This window comes from Lentzea albida (assembly GCF_900111005.1).
In the GTDB taxonomy this organism is placed as follows: Bacteria; Actinomycetota; Actinomycetes; order Mycobacteriales; family Pseudonocardiaceae; genus Lentzea; species Lentzea albida.
On sequence record NZ_FOFV01000009.1, the window covers coordinates 222,973 to 235,062 of the forward strand.

The window sequence follows — 12,090 nt, forward strand, 5'->3', positions numbered from 1 at the left end:
CGCGGAGAACGACAGTGGGTGAGCGCGCGGCGGCCTCCGTCACCGATGCACGGCAAGGCAAAACGACACCGGGCCTGGCAAGCTCGATCCGTCTGCAGATACTGCGGCACGGCAAGGACCGGCTCGGGGACGAGGCCCTGGAACAGGTCAGAGCGAACCGCGCCGACGCCGCGACCGAACCGGTGATCGCGGAGTTCTACAACTGCGTTCTGGACAAAGCAGAGAACCGGTACTCCTACCGGAGCTACCTGGCCCTGGACGTTCTGAAGCCCCTGCTCCCGACGACGGGGAACACCCACACCGGACGGGACCTCGTCGCGCACCTCTTGCGGGACCTGGCCGAGTTCGAGTGGATGACGATGAAGGACGACGGCAGCGAGTTCCTCCCGAACGGTCGGCCAAGCCGTCAGCTCGCACTCAAGAGAATTCACAAGACAGCCTCCTTGCGCGAGCACTTCGACCCACCGAGAACAAGACCTGGTTTCGCGGGAGAACTGGTCGAGGAAGTCGTCCGCTTCAGCGTTCTCCCCGTCTCGGACCACCACGACGAGTATCTCTTCATCCGAGTTCTGCAATGCTACGAGACGGTTTTCACGATGATGGCGGCCACGCTTGAGGAAGCAGTTGCGGTTGCAGCGTCCGGATGCGTCTCCGAGGTTGCCGCTCGGATTGAGTCGGCTGCTACAACGCTGGACCAGGCGTCGGGACTGTTCAGCCTGCTGGCCACCATGCCGCCCGCGAACTTCCGGGCCTTCCGCATGCGGACCGACGGATCGAGCGCGATCCAGTCGGAAGCGTACAAGTTGGTGGAGATCTTCTGCGCGTTGCCGAGAAGAGGTCGTCTCGACTCCCCCGCGTTCCTCTCCGTTCCCCGCGTGCGGCTGCGCGCCTTGTCCGGGCACGACTCCCTGTCCGCCTGGCACCGTCGCCGGCAGAGCAGGTGGAGTGACGCGGAGAGCACGCTGGTGACGAACGCGCTGCAGCTGCTGGAACAGAGTCATCAGAAGTGGAAGCGCACTCACCACTCCATCGCGCGATCGATGATAAGCGGCAGCAGCGGAACCGGTGGCACAGAGGGCATCGAGTACTTGCAGCGGTGCACGGAGAACCGGCTCTTCTGGCCGATCGGCGAGCAGCGCCCCCAGCACGATCCTTCCTTCGACGGAAGCCGAGGATATCCGTGGATCTGACAAAGTGGATGATCCGAGCACGTGAAGAGAACGCCAGGTGGCAGAACACTTTCCCACCGTTCTCACCCCATCCGTCGATGGAGGTCGACGATGACGTGTTCGCGGCGGCCTTTCACGACTTCACGAAGAGGCTCGGGAAGAACTACCCCTTCTTCCACCCGTCGTACGCCGGGCACATGGTCCGCCCGCCGCACTCCGCTGCCACCATCGGCTACCTGGCAGCCATGCTGGTCAACCCGAACAACCACGCGTTCGACGGTGGCCCGGCCACCGTCGAGATGGAGAAGGAGGTCGTCGCCCAGCTGTCCGGCATGTTCGGGTTCGGCACCTCGCTCGGCCATCTGACCACCAGCGGCACGATCGCGAACCTCGAAGCCCTCTACGTCGCGCGAGAACTCCGACCGGGCCGAGGCGTCGCCTTCAGCGAAGAAGCCCACTTCACGCACAGCCGCATGTGCCGCGTCCTGGGCTTGGAAAGTCATGCGGTGCGGGCAGACAGCCGGGGCCGAATGGACGTCGAGGCCCTGGAGGGGCTGCTGCGGACACAGCGCATCGGCACAGTCGTCCTGACAGCCGGCACGACCGGTCTCGGCGCGGTCGACCCGATCCACGAGGTCCTCGCGTTGCGGGAGCGCTACGACATCCGCATCCACGTCGATGCCGCTTATGGCGGTTTCTTCACGCTGCTCAGGGGATCGGACACCGCGGAGGCGCTACCGCCAGAGCCGTGGCAGGCCATTTCCCGGTGTGATTCCGTGGTGGTCGATCCGCACAAGCACGGACTGCAGCCCTACGGCTGCGGCGCGGTGCTCTTCAACGACCCGGACGTCAACCGGTTCTACGCCCACGACTCTCCGTACACCTACTGCGCTCCTGCCGAGTTCAACCCCGGCGAGACGAGCCTGGAGTGCTCGCGGGCCGGTGCGGCCGCGGCAGCCCTCTGGCTCACCTTCCAGGTCCTGCCGCCGACCCCCTCGGGACTGGGCCAAGTGCTCGGCGCCGGCAGGCGGGCCGCCCTGGAGTGGTCAGCCAGGATAGCGTCGTCCGAGACCCTCGAGCTGTACCAGGAACCTGAGCTGGACATCGTCACCTACTTCCCTGTCGTCCGGCCCGCGAGCATGCGGCTGGTGGATCAGACCTCGGCCGCAATGCTGGAGAGCGGTGCCACAGAGGCAGACGCGGTGTTCTTGAGCACTTTGAAGGTGCGATCCGATGCACTCGTCAGCCGACATCCCGGTATCACCGCCGATGCCTCCGAGGCGCGGATCATCCGCAGCGCGCTGATGAAACCGGAGTTCGAAGACTTCATCCCGTACTTGCACTACAGGGTGGAGGCGCTGGCCGTCTCCCACACCGAGCTCAGGTGAGCGCGGCCTGCACGGGCGGTCGTCGTGGCGGTTCGGGCCGGATCAGCGGACGGGAACTCGTTACCGTCACTGGAAGTACCTCAGCTCGCCGGTCACCGCTCGACACCATCGGTGACCCGATCGACCAGTTGGCCTCCCTGATGCGTTCACCTTGACGGCGAACAACTTCATCGTCGCCGGCGAGATCCGGGGCTCCCGGCGCGACCTGCCGCGGGAGGCCTGCTCTCGAAGCGCTCGGCGGTGATCGCAACGAACCACCGCCGCACGGCTCTGGCCGCGGTGTCGGTGCACCAGCAGCGCGGCGACACGGAGTTGCTCGTCGTTCCCGCGCAACGCTTCGACGAGACCTGCACCCCCGAGCTCGAAGCGGCGGGCTTCGCCGTTCCGGGACGCGCGGACCACCACGCGTCGGACGCAACGCCCGGACGCACGTGGGTTCCCACCAGCGGCAGTTCCGGCCGCCCGAAGCGAGTGGCTCACACGCTCGCCGGGGTGACGACGGTGAAGCGGCCCAGGAACGCCGCCGGTGGCTCCTCCCCTTCACCCGGGCAGCTGTGCCTGGTGGCAGCTCGTCACCTCGTCCATGGCAGTGCCCGGCCAGGGTCTCGCCGGGGTGGGGGTGGGTGCCCACCAACTGGAGCACTGGGCGGACCTGACAGCGGCGGAGGGTGTCACCGCGGTGTCGGCCACGCCGACATTCTGAGCGTCGTGCGCTGCTGCGCGGTGCGAGCGGGCCGTCGTGGTTGACACTCGAGCAGATCCCCCTCGGTGGAGAGGCCGTCGAACAACGTCTGCTCGACGAACAAGCCCGCCGTTTCCCACGTGCCCGCATCAGCTGGATCTACGCGTCGACCGAGACCGGTGCGGCTTTCGCGGTGCATGACGGCCGCGCTGGTTTCCTGTTGTCCTGGTTGACCAAGGAGGACATCGACCGTCCTCGGCTGAGGATCCGGAACGGGAGTCACTGGTCCGCAGTCCGTACCACGGCGTCGGGCTCACCACCGGCCGTGCGTGAAGTGCTCCTCAGCCAGCCGGCGGTCGTGCGGCTACGGGTGTATGCGCGCCGCAGGCCTGCCGAGTTCGCCGTGCCGCGGCTGTCGTTCTTGGAAGACTTGCACTGAGGGGAAGTCGGAAAGGTGAACATTGAGCCGCAGACGACGCCAGTTCCTCCGGAAACGTGGTCGTCTGGTCATGATCGAGTCCGTGTGCGCGCAACGCGGCCGTCCGGGACGGCGCGTTCATTCGGCGGCGAAGGGCGCCATGGAGTCGGCCACCCGGTCGCTCGCCCGTGCATGGCACCGGTGACTGCTGATCAACTGCGTGTCACCGGGATTCTTCGACTCCGAGACGTCGGCGGGTGCTGGGCGCGGACAAGCTCATCGGCGGTGGGCACTTCTGCCTGTCCACCGCGTGGGACGCGCCGGCACGGGTTTTGCCGACGGCATTCCACGATCCGCCCGGCAGCCCCGGCTGAGCATGTGGACCCTCTCCTGTTCCAGGTGGGTGTTCGGGTCGATCCGCTGGTGTGCGGGGGCAATCCGCATGTGCGGCACGCCACTCCGACCTGTTCGGGTGATTCTCTGTCCTCGCTTGGGACGGCGGTCGAGTTCCGTCTACACCGGAAGGGCACTCGCAGTCGTTCAGACCTGGCCTCCGGAAAGGGTTTCCAGTGAGCGATGCAGTGGAGCGGGTGTCGGATTGGCTCGGCCGGCCCGCGGACGAAGTCGACCGGCTCGTGCATCCGGTGGAGTTGGAACGGGTGCTCGGTGCGATCCACGAGCTCAACCGCCGAGCGGCCGCGAGCGACCCGGAGATGTTCTACCGGCAGCAGCTCCTGCTGTCGCGGATCTACACCACGCAGCTGCGAGTGGCGCCCGGCGAACCGTCTGCCGAAGGCTCGACCGCGCTGCACCGGGTGACGCGCCTGCTGGAACAGGCGACCGCGGCGGCGGAGGACTCACGGATCGAAGCGGGATCGCTCGACAACGCGCCCGCGGAACCCGCCGAGTTCGTGTCCTGGCTGAAGAAGCTGGCGCGGCGGCACACCGTCTTCAAGCACCCTTACTACACCGACTTCATCCGCGACCGCGCCGACTCCGAAGCGATCCGCCGTTACATGATCCAGGAGTCGGTGATCGACGGACGTTTCGACGACCTCCTCGCACTGATGCAGGTGGGGACGAGCGGTCCGGCCAAGATGGAGATCGCCCGGAACTTCTGGGACGAGATGGGCAACGGGAACCCGGCAGAGGTCCACACCCACCTGTTCAAGCAGATCTTCGAGGTGTTCGACATCACCGACGACGAACTGGAGAACGCCCTCACCGCCAACGCGTTGCTGTCCGGCAACCTCGCGGTCATGCTGTGCCGCTACCGCTCCAGCTACCCGGAGGCGGTCGGTTTCCTCGGCATGACCGAATGGCTGGTCCCCGACCGCTTCGTCCAGGTGGTGCATGCCTGGGAACGGCTCGGTCTGCCGGACGTGGGCATCGTCTACCACCGCCTGCACATCACCGTGGACGCCCAGCACGCCGCCGGCTGGTTCCACAACGTCATCAAACCCGCGGCCACATCACCCGCCATGCGCAGGGGAATCGCCCGCGGCACGCTGTGGCGCCTGAACTCGTCGCAGCGCTACCTCGACGAACGGATGTCCGAAGTGGACCTGTCCGCGAGGCTCACGACCGCCGGGTGAGCGGCCGTCCCGCGTCTTGAGGAGGAAGGGGTTCCCGGACATGGCACTCAACGAAGCAGGCTTCAGCATCATCGACCTCCCGGCGGCGTCCACCGAGTTGCTGGCGAGCTACGACAACCTACCGGTCGACGAGTACATGGGTCATGGCACGAGGTTCAAGCGGTTCTGCCAGTACCGGCTGTCCCAGGACCGGGACTCCGGTTGTTCGTTCGAGCTGCTGCCACAACGCGACTACACGACCTTCGTCAAGTTCAACCCGGTGGCGGGCGGTATCCGGCGCCGGTACGAGCCTGTCGAGGTCGACTTCACCGACCTGCTCCGCGCGGGCGTACAGGGGTTTCCGCTCGACCTCTCCGAGGACTGGTCGATCAACCTGCACCAGAACCGGTCGCAGGCGACCAACGCCTCGACCGCGCCGCTCACCCCGGAGGGCGTGCACCACGACGGCCACGACTACGTGATGATCGGCGTGCTCCGGCGGGCCAACGTCGGGGGTGCGCTGACCAGGCTGTGGAAGCCGGGCGCCGACGAACCCTTCTGGAGCGGCACCATCGAGGAGGGGCAGGCGGTCCTGCTCGACGACCGGGCCATCCAGCACGACGTCACGGACGTCGAGTCGATCGACGGTCGCCCGGCCAACAGGGACATCTTCATCGCGGCGTTCTCCCGGTGGAGCAGGAAGTGGTACGGCGACGAGCACGACGCGAAGGCGCTCGCCGACGGCACGTCCGGTACCACAGAGGACTGACCGCGATGGTGGCGTTCGCCAAGTACCACGCGATGGGCAACGACTACCTGCTCGTCGAGCCGCAGGACGGCGTGGCCGCAGGTCCGCTCGCCGCACGCGTTCTGTGCGATCGCCACTTCGGGGTCGGCGCTGACGGGGTGGTGTTCGGGCCGTTGGGACGACCGGGCGCGGCGGGCGCGGTCGAGGTGCGCATCCACAACGCCGACGGTTCGGCGTGCGAGCGGAGTGCGAACGGATTGCGCGCGTTCGCGCTCGAGCACGCACGCCTGCACGGGACGAGGCAGCTGGTCGTCGACACGGGGTTCCGCACGTCCACGATCTCCGTCGACGACGTGGACGCCGGGATCGTGTCGATCGAGCTCGGCCGCCCGGACTTCTCCGCACAGTCGGTGCCCCTGCAGGGCTGCGCGGGCGAGGCCGTGGACGTGCCGATCGAGGTCGGCGGTATCCGGTGGCGGGTCACCGCGCTGAACAACGGCAACCCACACGCGGTGCTGGTGCTGTCCGCTGTGGATGATCAACTGGTCGACTCGGTCGGTCCTCTGCTGTCCGCGCATCCACGGTTTCCCGGCAGGGTGAACGTCGAGTTCGCCGCGGTCGTCGGTCAGGACGTGCTGGGCGTGGTGGTGTGGGAACGGGGAGCGGGCCGCGTGCTGGCCTCCGGCAGTGGTGGCTGCGCGGCCGCCGCAGCCGCACGCCGCCTCGGTCTGGTCGGGGACCAGGTCGAAGTGGTCATGAGCGGCGGTGCCTTCACCACGCGGTTCGACCGCCGGGGCACCGTGCTCATGACCGGTGAGGTCGAGCACATCGCCACGGGCCGGCTGGCTGCCGGGATCGCCTCGCGGGTGAAAGAACCGCAACCGTCCTGAGGGAGTGTCGTGCCTCGCCAGAACCTGCTCACCATCACCGGCACCACGAGCGAGGTCGCCGGAGCGTGCCCGCTCGACTGTCCCGACTGCTGCAGCTGGCTGGTCACCGTGGAGAACGGGCTGGCGACCGGGCTGCGCGGCAACCCGGAACACCCGATCACCAGGGGCACCCTGTGCGTCAAGGTGAACCGCTACCTGGAGCAGGCCTCGCACCGGGACCGGATCCTGCACCCGATGCGCCGGGTGGGGGCGAAGGGCGAGGGCCGGTTCGCGCGGATCGGGTGGGACGAGGCGCTGGACGAGATGGCCGACAGGCTCTCCCGCATCGCCGACGAGCACGGCGGTGAGGCGCTGTGGCCCTACCAGGGAACCGGTGCGCTCGGGTACCTCCAGGGAGTGCAGGGGCGAGCGGGCACCAGGTTGTGGAACGTGCTCGGCGCATCCCACCACGACATGACGATCTGCTCCATCGCGGGCCTGACCGGGTTGACGTACGCGCTGGGCACCAGCAGGGGCATGGACCCGGAGGACTTCGCGCTCTCCAAGCTCACCCTGCTGTGGGGCACGAACACGTTGACGTCGGGGCACCACCTCTGGAGGTTCATCGAGGCGGGGCGCAAGAACGGTGGTCACGTCGTCGCCATCGACCCGATGCGCACGCGGACCGCGGCAGCCGCGGACGAACACCTGGCACCGATGCCCGGGACCGACGGCGCGCTCGCACTCGGCCTGATGCACGTCATCGTCGCGACTGGCCGGGAGGACGACGACTTCCTGTCGCGGTACTGCTTCGGCTGGGAGGACTTCCGCGAGCGCGTGCTGGCCTTCACGCCCGAACGCGCCGCGTCCATCACCGGTGTCCTCGCCGAGCAGATCAGGGATCTCGGTGAGCGGATCGCGTGCACCAAGCCCACCGCGATCCGCACCTCACAGGGTATCCAACGGCACGCGGGTGCGGGCGCGACACTGCGAACGCTGGCCTGCATCCCGGCCGTCACGGGCGACTGGCATCGGCCCGGCGGTGGGCTGATGTTCTCCACCGACACCTACTTCGGCGGGAACCGCGAGGCGCTGTTCCGCGACGACCTACGCCCGAAAGCGGTGCGGACGCTGTCGATGACGCGTCTCGCCGAGGGGCTGCTCGAAGCGAGCGACCCACCGGTGATGGGGCTGGTCGTGTACGGCGCCAACCCGGTGGTCAGCACCAGCGACCAGAACCGGGTGCGCGCGGGGCTGTCCAGGGAAGACCTGTACACCGTGGTGATCGACCACTTCCCGACCGACACCGTCGACTACGCCGACCTGGTCTTGCCCGCAACGATGCAGCACGAACACACGGATCTGATGGACGCGTACGGCCACCTGTACCTCGCGTGGAACGAACGTGCCGTCGAGCCTCCGGGCGAATGCAGATCGACTACGGACACCTTCCGCGACCTGGCGAAGCGGATGGGGTTGCGCGAGCCCAGCCTCTACGACTCCGACGAGCGGCTCGCCGAGCAGCTCCTCGACTCCGACCACCCCTCGCTGCACGGGATCACGCTCGACGGTCTGCGGGCCAGCGGGTGGGCCCGGCTCAACTACCCCAGCCCGCTCGCGCCGTTCGAGCACGGGTTCCCCACCCCGTCGGGGAAGTTCGAGTTCGTCTCGGCCTCGGCGGCCGCCGACGGCCTCGACCCGATGCCGGGCTACACCCCGCCGCTGGAGGTCGTGGACGACGAGATGGCCGAACGCCACCCGTTCGTGCTCATAGCGGGGGCATCGCACTTCGCCATCAACACGATCTTCGGCAACAACGACGAGCTGCGGCGCAGAGCGGGCTCGCCGACCGTGGTCGTGCACCCCGACGACGCCCTCGCACACGGGCTCGCCACCGGCACCCACGTGAGGGTGTTCAACGGACGCGGTGAGTTCACCGCGGACGTGCTGGTCGACGCACGGGTCCGCCGCGGTGTCCTCAGCACGACCAAAGGCCATTGGCTCAAGCTCACCGGCGGCGCGACGGTCAACGCCACGGTGGACGAGCGGGATGCGGACATGGGCGGTGGAGCGGTGTTCCACGACAACCGGGTCTCGGTCGAAGCCGTCGAGATCCCGGCAGCGCAGATTCGAGGAGGAGCGTCGACATGAGCGCACACGGTGTCCAGCTGGCGAGCGGACCGCAGGGCGCCGAGCAGTTGAGCGCTCTGCTCGGGGTGGCCCTGCGCGGCATGGAGGCCGGCATCCGCGAACGCGGCGGCCCGCTGCCCGCGGGAGGGCCCGCTGTCGTCTCGGCCGCTCTCGCGGCAGCCGGCGGGGGAACGGGCCGGCTGCCCCGTGAGGGCATCGGCGAGGAACGCGCGCTGGAGGAGATGAGCAGGCTCCTCGGCCTCGGCTCGGCGGATCCCGCCCACCCGCACTGCGCGGCCCACCTGGTCTGCTCGTCGCTGGCGGTGTCCGTCGCCGCGGACGTCGTGGCGAGCGCGCTCAACCCGTCCATGGACGTGTGGGAGCTGGCGCCGATGGCCAGTGAGATCGAGCGGGACTTCACCACGGGCATCGCCGGCCTCTGCTACCCGGCCGAGCTCTCCCCCGACGCCGTGGTCACCTCCGGGGGGACCGAGTCGAACCTCCTTGCGCTCCTCCTCGCGCGCACTCTGCTCGGTGCCGACCTCCAGGTGGTGTGCGGCGCGAACGCCCACCACAGCGTGACGAGGGCGGCCTGGCTCCTCGGTCTGCCCACCCCGGTCGTCGTCGCCTGTGAAGACGACCGGATGGTTCCGGCGGCCCTGGAAGCCGCTCTGGAGCGGCTCGGTTCGTCCACCCTCGTCGTCGCCACCGCGGGCACCACCAACACCGGCCGGATCGACCCGCTGGCCGAGATCGCCGGGGCGTGCCGCCGGTTCGGGGCCCGCCTGCACGTGGACGCGGCCTACGGCGGACTCGCGCTGTGCAGCGAGGAGTGGAGCGGGCACGTGCGAGGCGTTGAGCTGGCAGACTCGGTGACGCTGGACATGCACAAGTTCGGCTGGCAGTCCATCGCGGCCGGTCTCCTCGCGACGCGCAACGCGGCGGACCTCGGTGCGCTGACCATCAGCGCGGACTACATCAACGCGTCCGACGACGTCGACGCCGGCCTGCCGGACCTGCTCGGCAGGTCGATCTGGACCTCGCGGCGCGCGGACGCGTTCCGGATGGCGGTCACGCTGATGGCGTTGGGCACCGACGGGGTCGGTCGCCTGGTCGACCACTGCTGCGCGACCGCGCTGGAGGTCGCGGCGGAGATCGACCGCCGGCCCGACTTGCGGCTGTGGCAGAGCCCCTCCCTGTCCACCGTGCTCTTCCGGCCGACCGTCCTCGACGAGCTGCCGATCACCGCGGGGGACGCGCTCGTCGGCCGCATCCGGCGCGAACTGCTGGCCAGGGGGACCGCGATCGTGGGGCGAGCCGCACTGCCGGACGCAGTGGACGGTCACCGGAAGCTGTGGCTCAAGCTCACCCTCCTGCACCCGAACGCCTCGGGCGCCGACTACCGCTCCCTGCTCGACCAGGTCGTCGCCGTTGCGGCGGAAGAACAGGCAGGACTGGTGGAATCCCGGTGATCCGGCTGGGGCGGTGCACACCGGCGGGCGGACATCCGAGCGCAGTCGAGCAGGAGGTCGCGGACGGGTCAGCGGGCCGAACGTGCCCGCTGTGAAGATGCGTCGCGCGGCGATCCCATCAGCCGCCCGGCTTTGACCTAGGAGTTCTGCCATGCAGATCGTGCTCGCGACAGAGTCGGACGCTCCAGCGCTCGGCGAACTCATCACGGAGTCGTTCCGCGACCTCGACCTCACCAGCTGGCTGGTGGACGACCTGGAGGACTGGCGCAAGATCGGTCCTCACTACCTCGAACGCGAGGTTCGGGACGCCATCGCCTGCGGTGTGGTCTACACCCTCCCGGACCTGTCCGCCGCCCTGGTCGCGTTCGACCACGCGGTCGAACCCGAGCCGACACCGGAACGGGAGAGCTGGCTCAGGGACCTCACCGGTCCGTACTTCGAACGGTTCGCCCGGTTCGAGGCGGCCTTTCTCTCCGCGCATCCGCACCAGTCCCACTACTACGGCGCATATCTCGCCGTGCGCCCGACCGAGCAGAACAACGGTGCGGCCACCCTGCTGCTGAACCACCACCACCAGGTCCTGGACGAGCTGGGCCGCGATGCCTACGGCGAAGCCTCGAGCAGGCGGCTGGTGGACTTCTTCGGTTCCCGCGACTACACGCCGCTCGGCCCACCCGTCGTTCTCGACGGCCACGAACTCCTGCAACCGATGTGGCGCACAGCTCGTCGGCCGGGCTGACCGGCTTCGGCGCCGGAACCGGCTCGCCCGGTCCGGCGCCTCACTTCCGGGCGGGGCCGACCAGGAGCAGCGACCCGCTCGGTTCGCTGAGATCCGCTACCTGATCGTGCCCGCTCGCCTCTTCCGGATGCCAGTCGGATGCCCAGGTGGCCCCGGGTTCCAGGAGGGTGAAGTCTCCGAAAGAGCGGTGATCCCCTTGCGGACGCGGAAGATGGCTGCGCTGACGGAGTTCGCGTACATGCTCTTCGGTTCGCCGAGCATCGCGGCGCTCTGCCGGGAGATCTCCGTGTCGGTGACATGGGACAGGGAGAGGTACGACCCCGGCACGAGCAGGTCGCGGTAGGTGGCGTCGAGGCACGGGCCGAGGTCCTCGGTGCTGTCGCTGCGCAGCACCACCATGAGGAGCACCGCCGCCGGTCCCTGCAGTCCGATCACGCCGGTGTCCGCGATTCACGACCAGACCCGTTCCGTGTCGCGCATGTCCGCGTGGACAGCCGCATGTCGGCCTGGCTCGCCGTTGCCTTCGAGCAGCGGGTTCGCGTGATCGACGATCACCGGCTCGTGCCGGACCCGATGTCGGTGAACTGGCGGATGCCCAACCGGACGGGGTAACGCACCACCCCTGCGCTGGAACATCCGGTTGGCGCAGACAACCGACCTGACCACCGGGTGGTCGCGAAGGACGCGCTCGGCGAACTGCCCGCCGGCCTCCCGGTTGTTGGTTCCGCCGAGGTGGTGGTCGTAGATCCGGGCGACGCTCGATCGGGTCAGATCGGCGCCCGGCAGTGGGAAGGACTCGTCGTTCGGGTGGGACGTGACGACTCCTCGGCGGCCTGCGCCCCCGGGGAAGCCGGGGTGCGCAGGCAGATCATCGGACACAGCGTGCACGCGGTGAGGCGAC

General features: G+C 68.6%; 12 protein-coding genes. 10 read left to right on the top strand and 2 right to left on the bottom strand.

The window, feature by feature from the left end:
- The first annotated feature begins 14 nt into the window (after nucleotides 1–14).
- The 10 genes from BMY74_RS23570 (at nucleotide 15) to BMY74_RS23615 (ending at nucleotide 11,189) form a co-directional block, all read left to right on the top strand.
- Nucleotides 15–1,190 (top strand): tryptophan 2,3-dioxygenase, encoded by a 1,176-nt coding sequence (locus BMY74_RS23570; RefSeq protein ID WP_089919532.1) that lies wholly within the window; start codon nucleotides 15–17, stop codon nucleotides 1,188–1,190.
- Nucleotides 1,181–2,557, top strand: a complete 1,377-nt coding sequence (locus BMY74_RS23575; RefSeq protein ID WP_425434852.1) for a pyridoxal phosphate-dependent decarboxylase family protein — start codon at nucleotides 1,181–1,183, stop codon at nucleotides 2,555–2,557. Before BMY74_RS23570 ends, BMY74_RS23575 begins: the two co-directional genes overlap by 10 nt.
- Nucleotides 2,558–3,300: 743 nt before the next feature.
- A complete protein-coding gene (locus BMY74_RS23580) occupies nucleotides 3,301–3,678 on the top strand; it encodes a hypothetical protein (RefSeq protein WP_089919536.1) in 378 nt (125 codons plus the stop codon).
- A gap of 22 nt (nucleotides 3,679–3,700) precedes the next feature.
- Complete coding sequence (locus BMY74_RS23585) at nucleotides 3,701–3,862, top strand: SDR family oxidoreductase (protein WP_281244998.1); 162 nt, start codon at nucleotides 3,701–3,703, stop codon at nucleotides 3,860–3,862.
- A gap of 364 nt (nucleotides 3,863–4,226) precedes the next feature.
- Complete coding sequence (locus BMY74_RS23590) at nucleotides 4,227–5,252, top strand: iron-containing redox enzyme family protein (RefSeq protein WP_218159708.1); 1,026 nt, start codon at nucleotides 4,227–4,229, stop codon at nucleotides 5,250–5,252.
- Nucleotides 5,253–5,292: 40 nt separating this feature from the next.
- A complete protein-coding gene (locus tag BMY74_RS23595) occupies nucleotides 5,293–6,000 on the top strand; it encodes a 2OG-Fe dioxygenase family protein (RefSeq protein WP_089919541.1) in 708 nt (235 codons plus the stop codon).
- 5 nt (nucleotides 6,001–6,005) lie between these two features.
- Entirely contained in the window at nucleotides 6,006–6,869 is an 864-nt protein-coding gene (gene dapF, locus BMY74_RS23600; protein WP_089919543.1) for a diaminopimelate epimerase, read from the top strand.
- Nucleotides 6,870–6,878: 9 nt separating this feature from the next.
- A complete protein-coding gene (locus BMY74_RS23605; protein ID WP_218159709.1) occupies nucleotides 6,879–8,999 on the top strand; it encodes a molybdopterin-containing oxidoreductase family protein in 2,121 nt (706 codons plus the stop codon).
- Complete coding sequence (locus tag BMY74_RS23610) at nucleotides 8,996–10,450, top strand: pyridoxal phosphate-dependent decarboxylase family protein (RefSeq protein WP_089919546.1); 1,455 nt, start codon at nucleotides 8,996–8,998, stop codon at nucleotides 10,448–10,450. The genes BMY74_RS23605 and BMY74_RS23610 overlap by 4 nt, the downstream gene beginning before the upstream one ends.
- 151 nt (nucleotides 10,451–10,601) lie before the next feature.
- Nucleotides 10,602–11,189 carry a hypothetical protein gene (locus BMY74_RS23615; RefSeq protein ID WP_089919548.1) on the top strand — a complete coding sequence of 196 codons (588 nt, stop codon included), beginning with the start codon at nucleotides 10,602–10,604 and terminating at the stop codon, nucleotides 11,187–11,189.
- Between the two features lie 96 nt (nucleotides 11,190–11,285).
- On the opposite strand, the gene BMY74_RS23620 is transcribed toward BMY74_RS23615, so the two are convergent.
- A complete protein-coding gene (locus BMY74_RS23620; protein ID WP_089919550.1) occupies nucleotides 11,286–11,624 on the bottom strand; it encodes a hypothetical protein in 339 nt (112 codons plus the stop codon).
- 15 nt (nucleotides 11,625–11,639) lie between these two features.
- Complete coding sequence (locus BMY74_RS23625) at nucleotides 11,640–12,068, bottom strand: SAM-dependent methyltransferase (protein WP_177229882.1); 429 nt, start codon at nucleotides 12,066–12,068, stop codon at nucleotides 11,640–11,642.
- Between the last annotated feature and the right edge of the window lie 22 nt (nucleotides 12,069–12,090).

Bases quoted from the DNA above. Each gene is read 5' to 3' on its own strand.
- BMY74_RS23610 (WP_089919546.1), top strand. From the start codon at position 8,996: ATGAGCGCACACGGTGTCCAGCTGGCGAGCGGACCGCAGGGCGCCGAG.
- BMY74_RS23595 (WP_089919541.1), top strand. From the start codon at position 5,293: ATGGCACTCAACGAAGCAGGCTTCAGCATCATCGACCTCCCGGCGGCG.
- dapF (WP_089919543.1), top strand. From the start codon at position 6,006: ATGGTGGCGTTCGCCAAGTACCACGCGATGGGCAACGACTACCTGCTC.
- BMY74_RS23615 (WP_089919548.1), top strand. From the start codon at position 10,602: ATGCAGATCGTGCTCGCGACAGAGTCGGACGCTCCAGCGCTCGGCGAA.